20 protein-coding genes and 1 pseudogene are annotated in these 22756 nt (G+C 44.6%); 4 read left to right on the top strand and 17 right to left on the bottom strand.

Annotated features, from left to right (window positions below; genetic code table 11):
* Window positions 1-253 precede the first annotated feature (253 nt).
* The 13 genes and pseudogenes from fliR to fliF form a co-directional block, all read right to left on the bottom strand.
* Window positions 254-1032: pseudogene (gene fliR, locus AAC853_RS16205) on the bottom strand (flagellar biosynthetic protein FliR).
* A 2-nt stretch (window positions 1033-1034) separates the two neighbouring features.
* Complete coding sequence (gene fliQ / locus AAC853_RS16210; RefSeq protein WP_099116301.1) at window positions 1035-1304, bottom strand: flagellar biosynthesis protein FliQ; 270 nt, start codon at window positions 1302-1304, stop codon at window positions 1035-1037.
* Between the two features lie 47 nt (window positions 1305-1351).
* On the bottom strand, window positions 1352-2089 hold the full coding sequence (gene fliP, locus AAC853_RS16215) for a flagellar type III secretion system pore protein FliP (protein ID WP_340615195.1): 738 nt from the start codon (window positions 2087-2089) through the stop codon (window positions 1352-1354).
* Window positions 2090-2148: 59 nt separating this feature from the next.
* On the bottom strand, window positions 2149-2643 hold the full coding sequence (gene fliO, locus AAC853_RS16220) for a flagellar biosynthetic protein FliO (RefSeq protein WP_338885253.1): 495 nt from the start codon (window positions 2641-2643) through the stop codon (window positions 2149-2151).
* 2 nt (window positions 2644-2645) lie between these two features.
* Complete coding sequence (gene fliN, locus AAC853_RS16225; RefSeq protein WP_338885254.1) at window positions 2646-3053, bottom strand: flagellar motor switch protein FliN; 408 nt, start codon at window positions 3051-3053, stop codon at window positions 2646-2648.
* Window positions 3046-4053: a flagellar motor switch protein FliM gene (gene fliM, locus AAC853_RS16230; protein WP_340615161.1), complete on the bottom strand. Its 1008-nt coding sequence runs from the start codon at window positions 4051-4053 to the stop codon at window positions 3046-3048. Before fliM ends, fliN begins: the two co-directional genes overlap by 8 nt.
* Before the next feature lie 5 nt (window positions 4054-4058).
* On the bottom strand, window positions 4059-4535 hold the full coding sequence (gene fliL / locus AAC853_RS16235) for a flagellar basal body-associated protein FliL (protein WP_340615162.1): 477 nt from the start codon (window positions 4533-4535) through the stop codon (window positions 4059-4061).
* 214 nt (window positions 4536-4749) lie between these two features.
* Window positions 4750-6909, bottom strand: a complete 2160-nt coding sequence (locus tag AAC853_RS16240) for a flagellar hook-length control protein FliK (RefSeq protein WP_340615163.1) — start codon at window positions 6907-6909, stop codon at window positions 4750-4752.
* Window positions 6906-7352: a flagellar export protein FliJ gene (fliJ, locus tag AAC853_RS16245; protein WP_338885258.1), complete on the bottom strand. Its 447-nt coding sequence runs from the start codon at window positions 7350-7352 to the stop codon at window positions 6906-6908. The genes AAC853_RS16240 and fliJ overlap by 4 nt, the downstream gene beginning before the upstream one ends.
* A 139-nt stretch (window positions 7353-7491) precedes the next feature.
* Window positions 7492-8856 carry a flagellar protein export ATPase FliI gene (gene fliI, locus AAC853_RS16250; RefSeq protein ID WP_338885259.1) on the bottom strand — a complete coding sequence of 455 codons (1365 nt, stop codon included), beginning with the start codon at window positions 8854-8856 and terminating at the stop codon, window positions 7492-7494.
* Entirely contained in the window at window positions 8856-9560 is a 705-nt protein-coding gene (gene fliH, locus AAC853_RS16255) for a flagellar assembly protein FliH (protein ID WP_338885260.1), read from the bottom strand. Before fliH ends, fliI begins: the two co-directional genes overlap by 1 nt.
* Window positions 9553-10545, bottom strand: coding sequence for a flagellar motor switch protein FliG (gene fliG / locus AAC853_RS16260; protein ID WP_338885261.1), 993 nt, complete (start codon window positions 10543-10545; stop codon window positions 9553-9555). Before fliG ends, fliH begins: the two co-directional genes overlap by 8 nt.
* Entirely contained in the window at window positions 10542-12263 is a 1722-nt protein-coding gene (fliF, locus tag AAC853_RS16265) for a flagellar basal-body MS-ring/collar protein FliF (protein WP_340615164.1), read from the bottom strand. The genes fliG and fliF overlap by 4 nt, the downstream gene beginning before the upstream one ends.
* A 239-nt stretch (window positions 12264-12502) precedes the next feature.
* On the opposite strand from fliF, the gene fliE reads away from it, so the two are divergent.
* The gene (gene fliE, locus AAC853_RS16270; RefSeq protein WP_340615165.1) at window positions 12503-12814 is read left to right on the top strand and encodes a flagellar hook-basal body complex protein FliE; all 312 of its coding nucleotides are present in this window, start codon (window positions 12503-12505) and stop codon (window positions 12812-12814) included.
* Window positions 12815-13292: 478 nt separating this feature from the next.
* Here the strand turns inward: fliE and fliT are convergent, their stop codons facing one another.
* Genes fliT through fliD form a run of 3 tightly spaced genes read right to left on the bottom strand, consistent with a single transcriptional unit; the run spans window position 13293 to window position 15560 of the window.
* Window positions 13293-13667 carry a flagella biosynthesis regulatory protein FliT gene (gene fliT, locus AAC853_RS16275; RefSeq protein WP_074021708.1) on the bottom strand — a complete coding sequence of 125 codons (375 nt, stop codon included), beginning with the start codon at window positions 13665-13667 and terminating at the stop codon, window positions 13293-13295.
* Window positions 13667-14077 carry a flagellar export chaperone FliS gene (gene fliS / locus AAC853_RS16280; protein WP_340615166.1) on the bottom strand — a complete coding sequence of 137 codons (411 nt, stop codon included), beginning with the start codon at window positions 14075-14077 and terminating at the stop codon, window positions 13667-13669. The genes fliT and fliS overlap by 1 nt, the downstream gene beginning before the upstream one ends.
* Window positions 14078-14090: 13 nt before the next feature.
* Window positions 14091-15560 (bottom strand): flagellar filament capping protein FliD, encoded by a 1470-nt coding sequence (gene fliD / locus AAC853_RS16285; protein WP_340615167.1) that lies wholly within the window; start codon window positions 15558-15560, stop codon window positions 14091-14093.
* Between the two features lie 276 nt (window positions 15561-15836).
* Between fliD and AAC853_RS16290 the strand changes: the two genes are divergently transcribed.
* The 3 genes from AAC853_RS16290 (at window position 15837) to fliZ (ending at window position 18500) form a co-directional block, all read left to right on the top strand.
* Window positions 15837-16940 carry a FliC/FljB family flagellin gene (locus AAC853_RS16290; protein ID WP_340615168.1) on the top strand — a complete coding sequence of 368 codons (1104 nt, stop codon included), beginning with the start codon at window positions 15837-15839 and terminating at the stop codon, window positions 16938-16940.
* 271 nt (window positions 16941-17211) lie between these two features.
* Window positions 17212-17934, top strand: a complete 723-nt coding sequence (locus AAC853_RS16295) for an RNA polymerase sigma factor FliA (RefSeq protein WP_338885268.1) — start codon at window positions 17212-17214, stop codon at window positions 17932-17934.
* Between the two features lie 53 nt (window positions 17935-17987).
* Window positions 17988-18500 (top strand): flagella biosynthesis regulatory protein FliZ, encoded by a 513-nt coding sequence (gene fliZ, locus AAC853_RS16300; protein ID WP_338885269.1) that lies wholly within the window; start codon window positions 17988-17990, stop codon window positions 18498-18500.
* A gap of 115 nt (window positions 18501-18615) precedes the next feature.
* Here the strand turns inward: fliZ and putA are convergent, their stop codons facing one another.
* The gene (putA, locus tag AAC853_RS16305) at window positions 18616-22596 is read right to left on the bottom strand and encodes a trifunctional transcriptional regulator/proline dehydrogenase/L-glutamate gamma-semialdehyde dehydrogenase (RefSeq protein WP_340615169.1); all 3981 of its coding nucleotides are present in this window, start codon (window positions 22594-22596) and stop codon (window positions 18616-18618) included.
* Window positions 22597-22756: the final 160 nt, after the last annotated feature.

Here is a 22756-nt window from a genome sequence, read left to right on the forward strand (position 1 = left end):
AGTTACATTGATGGTATTTTATACTAAATACTCACCTTATAGTAACTTCTGAAATTAAATTAACTGAAATAAACACCGTGTGTCGATATTTTTTGTTGTTACAATGTTAATTATGAATGCGAGTGCTACGTTGCAGGGTTGAAAAGGGATATCCGGGCAAGGTAAATACGGTACTGTTTATCAGGGCGTTGGTGGGTATGGGGCAATGTGGAAGTTATCCCGCTGCTTGGCGGGATGATTAGCAAAATGACGGCTACACCAATTCATGAATGATGATCGCCAAACGATCAAACATTTCTCCAAATAATCGCTCAGTAAATGGCACTAACGTTGGAAATAACAGGGAAAGCGTGAAAATCCCCACGGTCAGAGTCAATGGAAAACCGACCACAAATACAGAGAGCTGGGGTGTCATGCGGTTTAACATTCCTAGAGAGAAGTTTAGAACCAGAAGTAGGGTAATCATTGGCATTGCCAGCATCATGCCATTGACAAAGATCAAGCTGGCACTTTGGGACAATAATAAGAAACCTTTTGGATTCAATTGGGTTAATTGAATGGGTATGGAATAGAATGTATCTGCCAGAATCGACAATAACCATAAATGCCCATCAAAAGCCAGGAACAGAAGCATCATTATCATATTTAGAATACGGGCTAAGATAGGCATATTCGGGCCACCAGTAGGATCAAAAAACGTGGCGAATGAAAGTCCCATTTGTAAGCGAAGTACTTCACCTGCGTAACGCACGACAGCAAAGGCAATCTGCATGGTTAATCCCAAGGCCATACCAACCAATACCTGTTGTATTAAAACCCAAATTCCGGCAACAGAAAAAATCGGAATTTGGGGGAGGGGAGGGTAGGAACGAGTAAGGAGGTGATCACTAAGGCCAAGCCAATTTTGACCCTTATCGGTATCTGTTTTTCACTGAAAATAGGTGCAGTGCTGAACAAAGCCAACAGGCGCACCATGGGCAAGAAAAAATCACTGACGAGGCGGGAAAGTGTTTCGCTATCAAACGGGATCATAATTAACCGATAATAACTGGAATACTGCTAAACAGAGTGCGCATATAATCCAGTAATAAATTAAGCATCCATGGTCCGGCAGTGACGATAGTCACGAAAACAGCCAGGATTTTTGGAATAAACGACAAAGTCATTTCGTTTATTTGCGTTGCTGCCTGTAATAAGCTGATGATTAAACCAGAAATCAAGGCAGATAAAAGAGGTGGAGCAGCCAGTGCTAATGCCACTTTCATCGCCTCAACACCGAGGGCCATTACCGATTCTGGAGTCATAATTTCCTCAAACCCCTCTTTGATCTTTATTCCAATAAGGTTTCACGCTAGACATAAAAACTTTGTGCCAGTGAACCAAGTAATAGTTGCCAACCATCAACCAAAACAAACAGCATAAGTTTGAACGGCAGTGAGATAGTGGCTGGTGGGACCATCATCATCCCCAACGCCATCAAAACACTGGCAACAACTAGATCGATGATCAGGAACGGAATGAAGAGCGTAAAGCCAATCTGGAAAGCGGTTTTCAATTCACTGGTAATAAATGCCGGGACAAGTACGCGCATCGGAACAGAATCCGCAGTTTCAAATGCGCCCTGATCTGCAAGGCGGGCAAACAGCGCCAGATCATTTTCCCGTGTCTGACGTAACATAAATTGGCGCAAAGGCTTGGCTCCCTGATCCAGGGCGATTTCCAGTGTGATCTTATCCTCACTGTAAGGCAGGTAAGCGTTTTGATAAATTTTATCGAATACGGGCGACATGATGAAGAAAGTCATAAACAGTGCCAGACCCAACATCACCTGATTAGGCGGGGCTGAAGGTGTTCCCAGTGCATTGCGCAGCAAACCAAGTACAATGATGATACGGGTAAAACTGGTCATCATTAGCAGTGCTGCGGGAATGAACCCCAGTGCCGTGATAAAAATCAGGGTTTGAACTGGCAAGGACCAACTCTGTCCGCCATTGGCTAAAGGCTGGCTGATGATGCCAGGAAACTCAGCCGCAGCGTTCATGGGAACGAGTGGTAACAGGAGCACCATAAACAGAGTTGTTAAACGCATTGGATGAAGCCGCGAGACAAATTTCTTGCCTGTTATTCGGTTACCTGTCATAAAAAAACCTATTTTTCATCATCGTCTTTGTTATTTTTGTTTTTTTGGAGTGTATTTTTTAGCATCTGACCAAATGGTAGCGATTTGAGCGCAGTCTCCTTGTCCATGTTGTCAGGTGGTGCAGGCATTTGATGCAGCATATTGATCTGTTGAGATGTGACGCCTAAAACCAGCCAGTTATCCTCGACTTCTACCACAACAACCCGTTCTTTTGCTCCAAGGGAGCAGCTTGCCTTGATGTTTAGCAAACGATGATTTTTGCTTTTGGCAGGGGCAAAACCCAAACGGCGAACTAGCCATGTTATGAAGAAAATCAGCAACAAAATACCACCCAGGGCACTGCTGACTTGCATCAGAGTTTGGCTGGCTGGAAGAGGATCATTATTGCCTGTCGGTTTAATCGTATTTACATAGGCATGGTTGGCTACCGTATTAACCGGTGCAGCATCAGATGCCGCACCATGTTGTAAGGAAGTATCATTGGAAGGCTGGCTTGCCATCATGGTTAACGACTCAAGCGGCGCATGCGCTCAGAAGGAGTGATGATATCTGTGATACGGATACCGTATTTATCGGATACGACAACCACTTCTCCCTGCGCGATCAAATAACCATTAATCAGAATATCCAATGGTTCTCCCGCCAGGCCATCAAGGGGAACGACTGAGCCTTGTGATAGCCTCAATAGTTGCTTAATGGTCATTTTAGTACGGCCTAGCTCGACTGAGAGCTTGACCGGAATGTCCATGATCAAATCAATATCGGAGAGTTGGGCTAATGCATCCTGTGCTTCCAGGTTCTCGAATATTGACGTGCCGCCGTCAGAGGTTTGCTGTGCGGCCTGTTGTTCCAGCGCTTCTGCCCACATATCTTCAGTCGAGCTGGTATCTGTAGGTTGTTTAGCATCACTCATTGGGCTTTTCCTCATCCAGAGCAGTTAAGACAGGGTTAATCAGGTGTTCAACACGCAGGGCATATTGCCCGTTTAGTGTTCCATATTGACTGGTGAGCACAGGCACACCATCAACGTGAACGATCAGACGTTCAGGTTTTTCAATCGGCAAGATATCGCCTCTTTTCAATTGAAGGATTTTTGACAACCGCAGAGGAATATCAACAAAGTTCGCCACCAGCTCTAATTCTGAATGTTGAACTTGCTTCACTAAACTTTCACGCCACTGACTTTCTTCCTGACGCACATTTTCCACTGGTGGGTTGGTCAAGCGTTCGCGCAGAGGCTCGATCATGGCAAATGGAATACAAATATTGAATTCCCCGGTCAATGCACCGATCTCTACTTGGAATGGGGTAGTCACCACGATGTCGTTCGGTGAAGTGGTAATATTAGTGAATTTCACCTGCGTCTCGGAACGCACGTATTCCACTTCAAGTTTAAAGATGGAATCCCATGCGTCACGATAGGCATCCAGTGCCAGTTTTAACATCCGGTTGATGATCCGCTGTTCGGTATAGGTAAACTCACGGCCTTCTACTTTGGTTGGAAAACGACCATCCCCTCCAAACAAATTATCAACGGCGATATAAACTAAGCTAGGTTCAAAAGCGAATAGTGCAGTTCCTCTCAATGGTTTCAAGTGAACCAGATTGAGGTTGGTTGGCACGGCCAGATTGCGGGCAAATTCGTGGTAAGGCTGAACCTTGATAGCACCGACCGTAATATCCGGACTGCGGCGTAGCATGTTAAATAGCCCCATCCTGAATTGGCGGGCAAAACGTTCGTTGATAATTTCCAGAGATTGCAAACGTTCGCGCACAACACGGCGTTGTGTATTGGGATCGTAAGGACGAACCTCATTTTCTCGGGACGCAGTTTGTTCTACGTCATCGGCAGAGGTACTGTCACCATTGAGCAGGGCATCGATCTCTGCTTGTGAAAGAATATTGTCACTCATTATGATTATCGCAGAATAAACGTAGTGAACAACACATCGGTGATCTCTTGATCGGGTTCACCGGGTATTAGTGTCGGGCGTAGTATCTGTTTGATATCTGCCACTAAATGCTTCTTACCATCATCTTTTGCCAGATTGGTGGCTTCCTGACGAGATAATAACAGCAACATACGGCTACGAACTTCTGGCAGATATTCATGGAAGCGTTGGCGAGTTTTCTCGTCAACCAGACGCAATGTGACGCCAACGTGCAAGACGCGGTCGAAATGCTCTTCGTTGTCGATCAAATTGACAGTAAAAGGCTCCAGGGTCATAAATACTGGTGCATCAATGACTTTGGGTTTTTCTGCACTATTATTGGCTGACTGATTCATTGCCCACCAGCTATACCCTCCGATGGCAGCACCAAGAACAGCAATCAGTACTAACAGTATCATCCAAATTGGATTTGTGCGTTTATGCTCGTAGCTATAATCAGACATGGACAGACAAATTCCTGTTTTCTGTTGCGAATAGTCTTCGCGCATTCCGTGGCGAAGCTCTTATCCATCAAAATTGATATTAATTATCCCGCGTCTTTGTTCCAGCAATGGCTGGAACAAACGGGGAAAAAACTATTAACTCATACGTTTGTTATCAACCGTTTTCGTTTTATCCCAATGCTTCACGAAATTAGGTTCGTGTTTAGGTGGATAATTAAGCAAAAGTATCAATACCTCCTCGGACAGAGGTCATTTGTTGAGGTGTTACCTGAATGGTTGATGCATGAGAAGGTGTGATCCCTCTGGCAGCTGCTAAGCCAGACTCTTGAGTTTCGGCGTGGGATTTAGAATTGCTGTTCGAGTTATTGGCATGGTTATCAGCAAAATATTCTTGTTGCCCGCTACCTTGGGTATCACTGTTGACACTGCTTTGTGCTAATTGAATACCACTTTCAGCCAGCGCGTGGCGCAATCCTGGCAATGCCGCTTCCAGAGCTGCACGAACATGCTGATGAGCGGAAACAAAATGCAATTGTGCCTGATTGTCTTCAACGCTCATGTGGATGTGTAATGCGCCCAGTTCTTGAGGATGTAAGCGAAGCTCTGCTTGTTGCAAGCCATTACGGTTAAAGAATAAGACATGTTGGTTGAGTTGTTGCTGCCACTCTTCGCTACCAAGATGGGCACTTAATAAAGGCGTTGTGGTGCTGTTGTTAAGCTGAAATTGCCCCGTTTGTTGTCCTGCTGAAAATAGGGAAGGGGTTGCTAATACTGTAGGTAAGTCAACAGACGTTGTTTCTGCCATCGAGGTTGTCAATGCTGGCGCTGTCTGAACTGCCATCTGGGGCAGATTTGGAGCTTTGCTATTGGCTGAAACTGCATCTTCGGGAATGACATTGCGAAATTCAGTCTTATTATTAGTAGCCAGGTTATTAATATCAAGTTTGGGCTGCGTAGGGAGCGGAACTAATTCCGCTTGAAAGTTGACAGGATTCTCTGTCTTATTGTTCAGAGGAATTTCCTGTTTAGCAGAAAGTTGAATATTTTTATCTTGCTCACCCGCTTTAGAAAATTGTTCAGTAAGATTGGGATGAGTTAATTTGCCATTCTTGGTACTGTTATCCAACAGGATGCTAGTCGTGTTGTTGGCGTTATCCCGCCCTTCATTGCTCAGCAATAGATTTTCTAACGATTCACTGTCCATTACCTCATGGGCATTCTCAGAAAGAACAGCGGAATTGGTATGAGCGGTAAACAGGCCAGTAAGCTGAGTGGGGATCGCCGTACTGGATGTTTTAGCTCGTGAGTGATCTCCATTGTTCAATATAGCAAACTCTGATGATGAGTTTTGCAGTAATGAATTTTCTAATGATGCATTGCCCATCAATTTATATGGGTTTTCAGAAAGAACAACGGAATTGGTATGAGGGTTAAACAGTTCAGCAGGCTGGATGGCTGTCTTTGTTCTTAATGCTTCAGCGGGTAAGAGCTCTTCATTGTTCAATGCAGCAAACTCAGGCGCTGAACTTTCCAGCAATGAACTTTCCAGTAATGAATTTTTCAAAAATGCATCACCCATCAACTCAGGTGAGTTTTCAGAAAAAACAGTGGGACTTACATGACGGTTAAGCAGTCCAGCAAGCTGGATTGGCATTGCTGCATTTAATGCTTCGATAGATAAGGGATCTTCATTGTTTGATGCAGCTAATTCTGGCAATGAATTTTCTAACGATCCATTGTCTCTCAACTCATGTGAGTTTTCAGGAGGAACAGCGGAATTTGTATGAGAGCCAGGCAATCCAGCTTGCTGGATGGGTGTTTTTGTACTTATTGATTCTGTTGGTGAGAGATCGTTATTGTTCAATACAACAATCTCTGGTGATGAATTTTGCAGTAATGAATTTTCTAATGGTGTATTGTCCATCAACTCATGTGAGTTTTCGGGAAGAACAGTTGAATTTGTATGAGAATTCAGCAACCCAGCAAGCGGGTTTGGTACTGCTGCACTTAATGTTTTCGTTGGCAAGGACTCTTCATTGTTCAATGCAGCAAATTTAGCGTTGTTTTCTTGCAGGACTGTTTCTACATGTGGTTTATCCTTGACCACATTGTTATCTGATACTGCCTTCTCTGTCACTATTGTTAACTGCGACCAACCACTTTCTGTTGTGTTATCAGTGGTGAATTTTTCCTCTTTCAGGCTATTTTTATCCACTTGAGTAGTGGACTTCTGTATAGAGGCCGTTTCCGCATCGAGGAGTTGCCCAAATTGAGAAGAATGGTTATCGATCACGGTATTATGTAAAGTCGGCTGACTTTTATCCGTACCTTTGTCCGTGAATTTTAAATCAGTAGGCAAAAGAGTGAGATTCATTGTTTCATTCTCCGTTGTGCACCGCGTTGTGCGTACTCGTCCATTTGTTTTTGCTCCATGCGATTTTGGCGTAACTTCAAATTATGCTCTGCCCGCTGTTGCAGAGTGTCGAAGGCATTCAGGCGTTGCTGTTTTTCCTGCCATTGTGACATGGCTTGCTCAAGACGTTTTTTCCATTGGTTGAGCTGTAATCTATGTTGTTCAATTGCCATTTCCAGCGTTTTCATAAATTGCTGGTAATTTTGCCAAGTCGAGCAGGACATACCACTGCTGAGTGTGTCATTCAGACGGGTACGATACTCATCTTGATAATTGATTAACGCCGTGAGTTGTTGCTCCATTTGTTGGTGACTTTGCCGAATCTGTGCAAGTTGCGATGCCGCTTTTTCTGCCGCATCTTGGGCTAGTTCACGCAGGGTCATGAGAGGGGAGTGTTGTTGCATGTATTTCCTCGTATTAATCACCAAACAGACATCAGCGTTACTGAATGATATCAATAGTAAATTTATATCGGCACCGTCTTGATAAATGTTATACCCCTTGGCAAAAGTATTTTTCGGCTAATTTCCCATAAACAAAATATTATGTTGGCAATAATTGTTGAAGCTGAGTACAGGCTTCATTGTATTCGCTGCGCTCGTCAATGCCTTGTTGCAGGAATTGGGCCATATGAGGATAAAGCTCAATCGCCCTGTCAAGCAGGGAGTCACTGCCCGCAGCATAGGCACCAACGTTGATCAAATCTCGGTTACGTTGATAACTGGAAAGCAATTGTTTGAAATGTTGTACACGCCGATAATGGGTATTGTCGATCAGCGCGGTCATGGCACGACTGATCGACGCCTCGATATCAATGGCAGGATAATGACCAGATTCCGCCAGTGAACGTGATAGCACGATATGGCCATCCAGGATGGCGCGTGCAGCATCGGCAATCGGATCTTGCTGGTCATCACCTTCTGTCAGCACGGTATAAAATGCGGTGATGGAGCCGCCATCACTGACACCATTACCGGCTCTTTCCACCAGTGCCGGTAATTTGGCAAATACAGAAGGGGGATAACCTTTGGTGGCGGGTGGCTCGCCGATAGCCAGTGCGATCTCACGTTGTGCCATGCTATAACGAGTCAGGGAATCCATGATCAACAAGACATGTTTACCTCTGTCGCGGAAATCTTCGGCAATGCGCGTGGCATAAGCGGCGCCTTGCATTCTCAGCAAAGGTGAAACGTCGGCGGGAGCGGCAACAACGACTGAGCGTGATAATCCCTCTGTACCCAAAATATTTTCGATAAAGTCTTTAACTTCACGGCCACGCTCACCAATTAATCCCACAACGATCACATCAGCTTGGGTATAACGAGCCATCATGCCAAGCAGCACACTTTTACCAACGCCGGAGCCGGCAAATAATCCCATACGTTGCCCACGTCCTACTGTCAGCAGGGCATTGATGGCACGAACGCCAACGTCCAATACATTGCTGATAGGGGTTCTTTGCAAAGGGTTAAATGGTGTTGTTGTCAAGGGGGCACGATAACCTGTATCGGGGGCTGGTAAACCATCAAGGGGGCGGCCTGCACCATCCAGAACCCTGCCGAGTAATTCCATTCCCAGAGGCAAGCGGCGCCCGGCGCCTGCATCTTCGCCATAAGAACGGGCATAGACGCGAGCGCCCGGTACAATACCTTCCAATTCTTCCAGTGGCATTAGCAACAGTTTTTCGCCATTGAAGCCGACGACTTCACTTTCAACTTCTTCGATGGCGTTACCATTTTGGCGCTCGATCAGGCAGGTAGCGCCAAGAGGCATATGTAAGCCAGTGGCTTCCAGTACCAAGCCGGTAGCGCGGGTCAGGCGCCCATAGCGACGTACTTTTGGTGTTTTTTCCAGTCGCTTTTCCAATGAGTCCAACGTTGCCAGCCAGCGACCCAATCTTGCCGTCATCACAATTCTCCCGGTGCTGCCAGACGACACATTTCATGCCAGCGGGTAGCTAAACTGGCGTCCATATCTCCTTCATCGGCGCTGACTTTACAGCCGCCCGGATGCAGCTTGTTATCCGCAATTAAACGCCAGCCGTGTAGCGCTAAAACTTCCCCCAGTTGTTGCTCAACCAGCGGAATATCTTGTGGATGGATACGCAATTGGGGTTTGCCGCTGAACATAGGTTCTTGCTGGATAAATTCGCGGATTTGATTCAGCAGGGCGGTGCCATCACAAACCGCAGGCTGTCCCAGAATATGATGGGCAGCCGTCAATGCAAGTTGCATCAGGCGGGAAGCAATCACAGTATCCAACCCATCCAATGAATGGCTAAAGTCCGTTAGCAAGGTTTTCCACTGTTCAGTAATAACTTGCTGTTGTTGTTTGGCTTCCTGCAAACCTTGTTCCAATCCGGCTTGGCGCCCTTCCTGAACCCCTTGCTCATAGCCCTGGATCTGGCCTTCTGCAAAGCCCTGCATATGACCAGCCTGACGTGCTTGCTCTTTTAGCTCGTCCAGTATTCTTGCTTGTTCCAGTAGCCGATCTTGTTCGCTTGGCTGCTGTTGCTCATCGATGGGTTCCAGTTTTGCCCGCAAGGTTTCCCACTGAGTCAATTCGCCTGGCTGCCACGGCCGCCAGTTGCCCTTATTCGACTTATCAGACATAGGTATCGTCACCACCATTTAGGATCATTTCGCCACTTTCTGCCAGACGACGAACAACAAGCAGGATGGATTTCTGTTCGGCTTCCACTTGAGACATCCGCACAGGGCCTCGGTTTGCCAAATCATCGCGCATGATTTCAGCCGCACGCTGTGACATATTGTTGAGGAAGTGGTCGCGCAATGCCTGATCGCAACCTTTCAATGCCACAAGCAAGGAATCGGTGGAAACTTCCTGCAACAAACGTTGGATACTGCGATCATCCACGTTGATAAGATTTTCGAACAGGAACATTTCATCAATGATTTTCTGTGCCAGTTCGTTATCGTAGGAACGAACCGCGTCAATGACACCTTCTTCCTGCTGACTTTTCATCAAGTTGATGATCTCTGCCGCAGTACGAACGCCTCCCATCTTGCTGCGTTTCAGGTTCTGGCCATCCAGCAGGTTATTTAGCACTTCCGTTAATTCTGCCAATGCGGAGGGCTGTACACCACCAAAGGTGGCGATACGTAGCATGACATCGTTTCGCAGGCGATCATCAAACAGGGCGAGGATATCGGCTGCCTGGCCACGGTTTAAGTGAACCAAAATAGTGGCAATGATCTGTGGATGTTCACCACGGATCATGTCGGCCGCCATTTGGGGTTCCATAAAGTTAAGGGTTTCTATGCCCGTCGTTGTATCACGGGACTCAAAGATATCCTCAAGCAGGCTGGAAGCCCGTTCTTCACCTAATGCCTTGATCAGTACATTGCGCAGATAATCGTTAGCGTTGATGCTGAGGGCAGCATATTGTTCCGCATCTTCTTCAAACTCTGCCATCACTTCAACGAGCTGCTGATTGGAGACTTGTTTCATTCCCGCCATCGCAATACTCAGTTGTTGTACTTCACGGGAATTCAGGTGCTTAAACACCTCGGCCGCCTGATCTTCTCCCAGGCTCATTAACATGACGGCACTTCTTTCTGTTCCGGTCAGGCTCATTGTTCGTTACTCATCCATTGGCGGATCACCAGCGCGACGACGCGAGGATCTTTTTCTGCAAGTTCACGGAGACGCTGGCTTTGAAGCTCAACATTGACACGTTGGCGAGCTAAATTACGACGCATTTTTTCGTCCAATTCAGCATTGGTTTCTATTTTCTGTTTTAGCTGGTTCTTTTGTGTTTCTAGTGCGGCTTTTTCTGCGGCGCGTTTTTTGGCGATTTGTGGCACGATCATCTTGCGCCACAGTAACCATACAACCAGTACCAACAGCAACCAACGGCTTGCTTCCAGCAATTTCTCTAATAAGATAGGGTTTTGCCAAAATGGCAAAGGTTCTATCACTTCGGCTATGTCATTGAATGGTGTGTTAACCACATTCAGGCTATCACCACGCTCAGTAGAGTAACCCATTGCTTCACGGGTTAATGCTTCGATCTGTGAGAGCTGTTCTGGTGTTAACGCTTGTGTTTCAGGGCCATTTTTTCCCTGAGTAGTAGCATAATTAACCACAACAGCAACCGAAAGGCGCTGCACCGCACCAGCCTGCAATTGTGTATGACGAATAGTGCGATCCACTTCATAGTTAATGGTTTCATCATAACGGTTATTGCGGTTGTCGCTTAATATGCGCTCGTAGCCATTGTTTCTAGTATTATTGCGTTGCTGAGCCGGTTTTTCATCGCCTTTTTCGTCGCCGTTGTTTTTGGCATTTGCGTTTGGCTTTTCAATTGGTGCACTTGGTGCAGCACTGGGTTGATTTGATAGTGCACCCGGTACTCCACCTACTAATGGCCCACCACTTTGCTCACTGGTACTATTTTGTTTAGAACGGACAGCCGCCTGGTTCGGTGGTTGGTTAGGTTTATATTCTTCTGCTGTTTCTTCGCGACGAGAAAAATCAATTTGGGCGGTTACCTGTGCATGTACGTTACCATGGCCAACTACAGGTGCCAGAATGGTTTCAATTCGATGCTGGAAACGATTTTCCACTTCCTGTGTATATTTCAGCTGAGTGGTGTTTAAATCCCGGCTAGTGGCATCGCTTTGTGTTAACAAGCGTCCTGATTGATCCACAATCGTGACATTGCTCGCGGGCAGGCCGGCAACACTGCTTGAAATCATATGCACGATGGCATTGATTTGTCCTTCATCCAATACTCGGCCTTGTAGTAATCCCACCGTGACTGAGGCTGAGGGTGATTTTTGTTCACGAACGAACAGGGAAGGCTTAGGCAAGGCCAGATGGACTCGGGCACTTTGGACTGGGCCAAGTGATTCCACGGTGCGAGCCAATTCACCTTCCAGAGCGCGTTGGTAATTGATCTGCTCACTGAACTGGCTGATACCGAATTTTTCTTTGTCCAATAATTCGAACCCCGCAGCTCCCCCTTTGGGCAATCCTTGTTGTGCGAGTTTCAGGCGAGTCTCATGTACCTTGTCGGCAGGGATCATGAGTGCAGAGCCATTCTCCGCAAAACGGTAAGGGATATTCATTTGGGTTAATTGCGTAACAATCTCGCCACCATCCTTATCGCTTAGGTTGCTGTAAAGCACCCGATAGTCGGGGCTTCGCAAGTAGAGAAACAGGGCGATGATGATGGCAATGGCAGCGGAGCCAGCAACTAATAACGGAACTTTTGGATCAGCTTTTATCCTGCTGATGATAGCGTTGAATCCGTTATTTTGGTTTTCAACGTCGGTTGTTGCTGCACTCATAGACGATCCTTGCCTTGCTGGTCAATATGAATACTAAAAGCGTGGCGTAACAAAACAGACTCCCCATACGCAAGCGAAAAGATTCTTCCTATTATTAATTCCATCATTATTCGCTGTTCACACCTCTTTTAATGGCACAATAAGCTTCAAATTTTTACTTCAATTACCCGCTTTAGTTTAGGAAGGCTATGTTACGGTGGCACCACATAATCAATAGGGTGATTTAACGCGAGGTTTTTATGTCAATTCCGGCAATTGAGGGTGTATTGCAACAGATACAGGCTCAGGCATTACAAGCAGCAAATGTTGCCAAGCCCATCCCAGTACAGGGTAGTTTTGCCAGTCAACTGACTGCGGCGGTAGAAAAAATAAACCAAACCCGCTTGAAAGCGACAAAGCAGGCACAAGATTTCACTCTGGGAGTCCCTGGTGTGGAGTTAAATGATGTCATGGTAAATATGCAAAAATCGAGTATTTCTCTGCAAATGGGGATTCAAGTAAGGAATAAACTGGTTAGCGCCTATAGTGAAATTATGAATATGCAGGTTTAATGGCTTATTTTTTGACAAACATAAATTAATTAATAGCAATTCTTGCTTGGGGCATATGGGGTATTGGAGCTGCCTTTCTATATTATCAGTAGGTAGCTTAATTGAGTTCTCTTATTTTCATTCATGCCCCACCGATATCCCTCATTGCCCAATTTACAAGTGTTATCGGTAACTTGTCTTTTTTCAGTTATTTATATAGTTTATTTGAAATTCACTTTTTAATTAAAAATAATATGTGATGATAATATCTCCAGTTAATTTCCTTAAGGAATCGCCACTATCATCTTATGGTTAAGTTTTTGTTAAAAATTATATATAAGATATATTGATTGTTTGCAAATTATAAATACAATATAATGCCTAATTAAATTAACCAAAAGACGATAGTGACGAATTGACACCACCTGAAATGAAAAAATAAATGACACCGTTAATCAGAGCTATTTTTAAATGGAATCACTGGTGCCTTTCGTGATATCTATTTTGATTCCGTCGTAGTCAACTCCATTTCATAGTTACTGATCGGGAACTGTCCGTATGTATCATGTAAGAGTTGTTTACAACTTTCCTGTTTAATCAATTCACTGAGTTCATTTAACCTTCTTTGCAACAATCTTTTAGTTTCTTTTTCATTATCCAAGACAGTTTGCAAAATTTTGGCCAATTGCTGCTGTAATGAAATGGGGGCACCCAAGTTTTCTGATAGTAAAGTCACCACTTCTACTGCCTTCAGATAAGTGATCTCCATATCAACAAGTTCGTCCCATTTTTCATTTCTAGCTAAATCAATCATTTGCTCACTTAAACTAAGGATCCGCTGATAAGCTGACAAAAGATCCGTATCATTTTTCATTAAACAATATCCTGACTGGCGTTGTAATGAGGACCTATTTGCCGCCAAGCATCTGAAATCTCGGTAAGTAAATCAATTACTTCGGTAATAGCCTTCTCATCATTGCGTAAATTGGCATGGAGTAAACGACGGCTCATATAATCATATAAAGCAAAAAGATTTTGGGCAATTTCGCCGCCTTTCTCGAAGTCTAATCCTTCTTTGAGACCACTATCAATGATATTAATCGCCTTTGAAATAGCTAACCCTTTTTCTGGGATATTCCCTTGTTGCATCAGAATGATTGCACGACGCAGGGCGCTTAGCGCCCCGTTGAACAATATCTGAATCAACTGATAGGGAGAGGCATTCATAATTTCGCTCTCAAGATCTACCTGAGCGTATAATTGGCTTGCCGAACGTTGATACATTAGTGTCCTTTGATTATCTTAAAAGTTGGGCCAAGGAAAACTCTGATTGCTTCAGTGAGCTGTTGAGTTTATCCAGTGCTGTAAATTGTTTCTTATAGCGCTCCATTGTGGCATCAATGTTTTTGTTGGTCTGTTCTACTTGCCTTTCCAGTATTTTCAGAGTCTTCTTGATACCTTCTGTTGCTGTATTGATAGTTCCTTCATGGCTATCTAGCGTTTTTTTCAATAAATTATACGTCTCGGTAGCAAAGCCGGTTTCTTTTCCATCACCCATAAAGAAAGCCTTAACATTTGTCGGTTTCTCTTTCAGGTTTTTTTCCAGTTTTTCGTTGCTAATTTCCAGAGTACTATCTTTTCCTTGTTTGATGCCCAATTTATTCAGGGTAGCGATATCATCAACATGTTGTGCCGCAAACAGTTGATGTGTTAACTGACTTTTAATACCTTTTAAAGTGCCATCACCAACTAGGGGACCATTGTCTTTTGAAGCCGCTTCGCCTTTTCCTACGCTATTGTATTTGGTCAATGAACTGAAGGTTTTTTGTAGCTCATTATAAGCATCAACCCACTTTTTAATTGCCTCTTTCATTGGCTCAATATCACGAGAAACCACCAGTGTTTCTGGTATTGGTTTTTTTTCAGTTTTGTCGTTGCTTTTGACTTCTTCTGTTTCTGAGACTTTTTTCAGATTTAGAATAACACCTTCTGGCGCATCTTTTATTTCATTGGTTTGACGTTCAATTTTAATACCGTTAACCGTTAATATTGCATTTTCGGCGGCAACGGTTTCTTTCATTACTGCATCAGGATTATCTTTTTTAGTTCTATCATCAGGCGGATATTTCAGTAAAGTATTCAGCTTCGTATCATCTTCAACCTGAATCGTCATGACTGATTTTGTGCCAGCTTTTTTCGAAGTCAGGATCAAATAGTTTTTATCATCTTCTGCTTTGATAATGCTGGCATTAACATTGCCTTCTTGTTTATTAATCGCATCACGAATTTCAACCAGAGAAGTTTCATTATCTTTCAGGGAAATGCGCATTGGCTTTTCTTGTTCTTCACCATCTTTTTTTTCACCTGGTTGCGTAATAGTAATGGTACGAGTACCTTTACCTTGTTCCCCTAATGGGGCTTTTACATCAGGAAATGCCTTAGATTGCAAAGATTGAGCTCTGGCAAGCTGTTGAACGGTAATAACATAGTTACCCGGGCTGGCTTTGGAATCTGTATTCGGAGTAAATGTTTTATGATCTTCGTTTGTTTTAGTGGTATTGAGTTTATCGAATTTTTTGAGTTCTTCAGATGCACTCTTTAATTTTTCCAGGCTACCTTGTAACGTACCAAAACCGGTAATTTTAGCTTTATAGCTACTTTGTTGTTGTGTTAATGGTTGTAAACGTTGTTTTTCACTTGCTTCAAGTTTGCCCAGTAACTGTGGATATATCCCGGATGCGCTTCCTACCGAGGAAATACTAGCCATGTTGACTCCTTTTTAATTAAAAGCATCATTGGGGATGTTATCGGATTAATTTGCGAAAAGTTTACTGACAAAATGATTTTTTTGATGGACGGAATAGTTGGTGAGAACAGGCGTTGTTTTGGTTATCGGGGAAAAGTGAGAAAAAAATAAAAAAGTTTTTTCAAGAAATATTAAAGGTTCTTTTGTCGGAGCCGATAAAACTGTTGGCGGTGATGCACACCGTGAGCAAAAGGCTCAAACTTATTATATCGACTTGATTTTAAAAGGAACTCTACTATGGCATCAGTCATTAATACTAACTACTCCTCTCTGCTGGCGCAAAATAACCTGACAAAATCTAAAAGTGTTCTGGGTACGGCTATTGAGCGTTTGTCCTCTGGTTTACGTATTAACAGTGCGAAGGATGACGCTGCTGGTCAAGCGATCGCCAACCGTTTCAATGCTAACATTAAAGGCCTGAATCAGGCTTCCCGTAACGCTAACGACGGTATCTCCATTGCCCAGACTACCGAAGGTGCGCTGAACGAAATCAACAATAACCTGCAACGTATCCGTGAACTGGCTGTTCAATCAAAAAATGGCAGTAACTCTGAAAACGACCTGAAATCTATCCAGGAAGAAGTTACACAACGTTTAGACGAAATTGACCGTATCTCTAAACAAACTCAGTTCAACGGTGTAGAAGTATTGAGTAAAAATGCTAAAACAATCACTATTCAGGTTGGGGCGAAAGATGGTGAGACTATCGATATTGGTTTGAAGCAGATTGATCGAGAAAAGTTGGGCTTGAAGGATTTCGATATAGCAACCAAAAAAGCACCTATTACAGAGGGTGCAGACCTGACCGGAAAAAAATTCGATGCTACTGGTGCTGTTAGTACCGCTAGTGGTGCTAAGGATTTTGATCTTACAAATTTGGGGCTAGCAGCAGGTGCGAAGTTGTCTCAAGCTAAGGATGCGGATGGAAAAGATATAGCAGGTACATATGTGGTAACAGGTAAGAAGGACGGTCAGGATAAGTCCTTCACGGTAACAGCAGCAAAAGTTGATGCCTCAGGTACTAGCGTTAAATTTACAGACGCTAAAGAAATAACGGCTACTATTGATCCTAAGTCACTGGACAAACTGGATAACGCACTTAAAGAAGTTGATAATCTGCGCAGTTCCCTAGGTGCAGTACAAAACCGCCTAGATTCTACAATTAACAATCTAGGCAACACCGTTAACAACCTGAGTGCAGCGAAAAGCCGCATCGAAGACGCTGATTACGCAACGGAAGTTTCCAATATGAGTCGTGGTAATATCCTGCAACAAGCGGGTACTTCTGTTCTGGCACAAGCGAACCAAATCCCACAAAGCGTTCTGTCTCTGCTGCGTTAATTTTTATTTTCCAGTTGGGCAATGAGTTAGCACAACCGGTGTAAATAACGCATATAAAATAAGGATCGGCTCGCCGATCCTTATTTTTTTATTGATTGTTTTCGCGTATAGATATCGTCAAGGACAGCCTGAAACTCGCTATCATTTAGGCGGACAGCGAAAATTTCGCATAGGTGAAAAAGAAGTGCTTTTACTTCATTGTTCAAACGATTGTACCGATTAGGGGACTGGATAATGGTATCCAGTCTCTTATCCAAAGGTGTCTGTTGTTGTGAGCGATTTGTATACCGCCGAAGGCGTGATGGACAAAAATAGCCTCTGGAAGCGCTATGTACCCCTAGTTCGCCATGAAGCATTGAGGCTACAGGTCAGGTTGCCAGCCAGCGTAGAACTCGATGACTTGCTTCAGGCCGGTGGCATAGGCTTACTGAATGCGGTGGAGCGGTTTGATTCTATGCAAGGAACGGCCTTTACCACCTATGCGGTACAGCGCATCAGAGGTGCAATGTTGGATGAGTTGAGGAGCCGTGATTGGGCTCCGCGTAGTGTGCGGCGTAACGCACGTGAAGTCACGCAGACCATCCGTAAACTTGAGCAAGAGTTAGGCCGTCCAGCCAGTGAGCAGGAAGTTGCTAAAGAATTAAAGATTAATCTGATAGAATATCGGCAAATACTGTTAGATACCAATAACAGTCAACTGTTTTCTTATGACGAATGGCACGAAATTCACGGTGAAAGCTGTGAGCCAGTAGTTGAGGAGGAGCATGAGACCAATCCTCTTCAACAATTATTGGAAGGTGATCTTCGCCGGCGGGTGATCGATGTCATTGAATCGTTGCCTGAACGAGAAAAGATTGTTCTTACTCTGTACTATCAGGAAGAGTTGAATCTTAAAGAGATTGGCGCAGTGCTTAATGTGGGCGAATCCCGCGTAAGCCAGCTTCACAGCCAGGCAATAAAAAGGCTAAGGGCGCGTTTGAATCCAGAAAAGTAACTTTTTGCTTGTTTGTTTTTTTTGTTAAGACTATACACAGGGCTTTATCTCTTATGTCTATTACAACACAAAAGAAACGGCCTCTTAGCCGTTATATCAAAGACTATAAACATAGCCAGACTCATTGTCTGCACTGTCATAAAACCCTTGACCGTATCTCGCTTGTTTTTAACGGTCAGGTCATCAATAAAGAAGCTATTTCTGAGATGACTGAATTGGTGGATGACAAAACCTGGAGTGAGTTGCAAGGTAAATTCGTGGCATTGTGCCGCTTTTGTAGTGAAATTTACTGCAATAGCCAGACTGATTATTTCGACATTATGTCATTTAAACAGTATTTGTTTGAGCAAACAGAGATGAGCCATAGTACCGTGCGTGAGTATGTGGTTCGTTTAAGGCGTTTGGATGAATTACTGACTTCAAGTAATTATCCGGCAAGTGATTTTACCCCAGAAAAGATCCAGGAAAAACTCAGCGAGGAATTATCTCAATCTGCTTTTAGCAATTACAACATTGCACTGCGCAAATACGAGCAATATCTGAGTTGGCAACAGAACGGTCATTGATTAATTATACCGATAGATAATGTTGTCAAATTGAACCGATTTCAGAGGGGAGTGCGGTTTTTACGTACTCCCCTCTATAAATTTAAACGAAAAAAGTTACATGAGCTGAATAATATTAACCAATTGTCATCAGGCTCGCATTACCGCCTGCTGCGGCCGTATTCACACTTAATGAACGTTCATGAAGTAAGCGTTCTAGCAGTAAATTGGTTTCACCACGGGCAAAACCCTGTACAGAGATAATCGGTCCTTTACGCTGGGCAATCACTTCACACACATGGCGTAATTGGTCACAATCGCCATGATAAATAACCGATCCCATCGCTGTTTCTTCATCCTGCCAATCGTTGGCCCAATAAATATGCTGACGAACCTCACTTGGTAACTGGCGATGTAATTCTTGATGCAGTTCATCTTTTTCCCAAATGGCCTGGCAGCCGACAGAAAGTACCGCGGCTAATTGCACCAACACGTCTTGTTCGTTGTCTGCAAGGCAAAGAACATGGCCACGCGGTAGCAGGGCATAAGTATTGCGCTCTCCAGTTGGTCCTGGTAATAAGCGTGTTGTCCCACCCTGTGCCAGTAAACTGTATTCCTGAATCACCTGATTCAATGTTTCATTGTTCTGCTTGGTTGCCCAATCTGCCAGTTTATAGAGAGGTGAGTGCAGGTCAACACGGGTCCTGGCATCGAGCTCATATTCTGTATCCTGCCGTTCCAGGGTTTGGCTGGCGGCACTGAGAGGACGTTGTGACAGCAAACGATACAGATACAACGGTCCACCGGCTTTTGGTCCTGTACCTGACAAACCTTCACCCCCAAATGGCTGTACGCCGACGACTGCACCGACTATGTTGCGGTTGACATAAATGTTGCCGACTTGTGCTTTGCTTGTAACTTGGGCGATAGTCTCATCAATACGAGTATGGACTCCCAATGTTAAGCCATAACCCGTAGCGTTGATTTGATCGAGCAGTTTATCTAACTCATTATGTTTAAAACGAACTACATGCAGGACTGGCCCGAAAATTTCTTTCTTCAATTCATCGAAACTTTCCAATTCAATCAGTGTTGGTTTAACAAAAGTGCCTTGTGACCACTCCTGGCTATCGGTGGCATTTTCATATGCTGCCTGATAAATTGTTCGGCCTTTAGTACGCATGGTTTGGATATGACGTTCGATTCCCGCTTTGGCTTCTGCATCAATGACGGGGCCAATATCTGTGTATAAATGCTCAGTATTCCCCATCCGGCATTCCGCCATCGCGCCTTTTAACATAGAAATAGTTCTTTCAGCGACATCTTCCTGAACGCACAGGATACGCAGGGCAGAGCAACGTTGACCGGCACTGTCAAAAGCGGAAGCGATGACATCAGTAACAACTTGTTCGGTTAGCGCGGAGGAATCTATGATCATGGCATTTAGGCCACCGGTTTCTGCAATCAACGGTGTTGGGCGACCTTGTGCATCAAGGCGGCCAGCAATATTGCGTTGTAACAAGCTGGCAACTGCGGTTGAACCGGTAAACATCACACCGCGTACACGTTCATCACCAACCAGCAACGCTCCCACGGTTTCCCCTTGTCCGGGCAGTAATTGCAGTACATCGCGCGGAATACCCGCTTGGTGTAACATTTTTACTGCGACGGCGGCAATAAGCGGTGTCTGTTCTGCGGGTTTTGCCAGAACACTATTACCTGCTGCCAATGCAGCGGCAATTTGACCTGTGAAAATTGCCAGTGGGAAGTTCCACGGACTGATACACACGACAGGCCCCAGTGGGCGGTGGGTATCATTGGCGAAGTCTTGGCGAACTTGGCTTGCGTAATAGTGGAGAAAATCCACCGCTTCGCGCACTTCAGCAATCGCATTGTTGAATGTTTTACCCGATTCACGAACCAGAATACCAAGCAAGGATTGCAGGTTATTTTCCATCAACTCCGCTGCACGGACTAAAATTGCTGCCCGCTCTGAGGGAGGGGTGGCAAACCAAATTGCGCTGGCATCGGTAGCCACATCCAGTGCATGGCCAACTTCTTGTTCAGAGGCTTCGCGAACATAACCCACTATATCGGAATTTCTGGCTGGATTATTCACAGATTTAGTCGTAGGCAGTTCTCCAATAGGTTGGAAATCGCCACCTAACAACGGTTCGCTGTGCCATGTTTCCATTGAAGAACTGAGCAGGGCGCTGGAAAGAGAAGCTAAACGATGTTCATTGGCGAGATCCAGCCCTGATGAGTTAACACGGTTTTTGCCATATAAATCACGTGGCAGAGGAATTTTAGGATGGGGCAGGCCGATTTGCCCTTCAGCTTGGGCCAATTCCTGTACAATTTTTACCGGATCAGCAACCAATTCGTCAATCGGTAGCGAGGTATCTGCAATACGATTGACAAACGAAGTATTGGCCCCATTTTCCAGCAAACGGCGTACCAGATAGGCCAGTAGTGTTTCGTGTGTTCCTACAGGTGCGTAAATACGGCATGGGCGATTGAGTTTACCTTCTGAGATCTTGCCGACAACTTGTTCATAAAGCGGTTCACCCATGCCATGCAGACATTGGAATTCATATTGCCCCGGATAATAATTTTGCCCCGCCAGATGATAAATGGCGGATAAAGTATGGGCGTTGTGAGTGGCAAATTGCGGGTAGATCAAATTAGGGACAGAGAGCAGTTTGCGGGCACAGGCAAGGTAAGAAACATCGGTATAGACCTTGCGGGTATACACTGGATAGTCTTCCAAGCCATCGATTTGGGCACGTTTAATTTCACTATCCCAGTAAGCACCTTTCACCAGACGGATCATTAACCTGTGACGGCTGCGTTGTGCCAAATCAATAATGCTGTCGATGACGAAAGGACAACGTTTCTGATAAGCTTGAATAACAAAACCAATACCGTTCCAGCCTTCCAATTTTGGTTCGAAACACAATTTTTCCAGCAAGTCGAGGGAAATTTCCAGACGATCGGCTTCTTCTGCATCAATATTGATACCAATATCATATTGACGAGCCTGTAAGGTCAGGGAAAGCAGGCGAGGATAGAGTTCCTCAATAACACGTTCGTACTGGGCACGGCTATAACGTGGATGCAGGGCGGAAAGTTTAATAGAAATTCCTGGCCCTTCATAAATACCACGGCCATTTGATGCCTTACCAATGGCGTGGATCGCTTGCTGATAGGAAACTATATAGGCTTGTGCATCTTCTTCGGTTAATGCAGCTTCGCCGAGCATATCATAAGAATAACGGAAGCCTTTTTCCTCCAGTTTACGGGCGTTGGCAAGGGCTTGGGCGATGGTTTCTCCCGTCACAAATTGCTCACCCATCAAGCGCATTGCCATATCCACACCCTTGCGTACTAATGGCTCACCACTTTTACTAATAATACGGTTTAAGGATTTGGATAATTTGGCTTCATTATGGGTAGATACCAGCTTGCCAGTGAACAATAAACCCCACGTTGCCGCGTTGACAAACATGGAAGGACTTTGGCCTAAATGGGAATGCCAGTTGCCGTTACTGATTTTATCGCGGATCAGGGCATCACGGGTAGCTTTGTCAGGGATACGCAGCAAGGCTTCGGCGAGGCACATCAACGCCACACCTTCTTGTGAAGAAAGTGAAAACTCTTGTAATAACCCCTGAACTAAACCTGAGCGGCCAATGCCTTGTTTTTGTTGGCGTAGTTTTTCGGCAATGGAATAAGCCAGTTTATGAGTCGCCTTGGCTTGTTCTTCAGATAGCTGTGCACGTTGCAGCAGCATAGGAACCGCCTGGGTTTCGGGGAGACGATAGGCCGCAGTAATTGCAGAACGTTTCACCGATTGGGGTAAAATGTGTTCGGCAAAATTCAGAAATGGTTGATAAGGCACCTCAATCTGTGATTCTACTTCGGAAATCATTTCTTCTTTGTTATCCTGACCCGCTGATATTTCTGGGATCTTATCCTCATTTTCCAGACGTTCAAGATAGTTAAAAATGGCTTGCTTAATTAGCCAATGTGGTGTGCGTTCAATTCGTTGTGCTGCGGTTTTAATTCGATTACGCGTTGCTTCATCGAGCTTTACACCCATAGTGGTACTACCCATTTTCACTCCTTAATAGGTAAGACTAGAAAAAATTACATAACAATATCTTTCATGTTGCAACTTTGTGCAACTTTGTTACAAGCGTTCATTCTGAATTTGTGAAATTAATCTTGTTTTCATTATCTCTTCAGAGAAACTTATTATTGATTTTTGATTATGC

Source organism: Xenorhabdus thailandensis (genome assembly GCF_037996785.1).
Classification (GTDB): Bacteria; Pseudomonadota; Gammaproteobacteria; order Enterobacterales; family Enterobacteriaceae; genus Xenorhabdus; species Xenorhabdus griffiniae.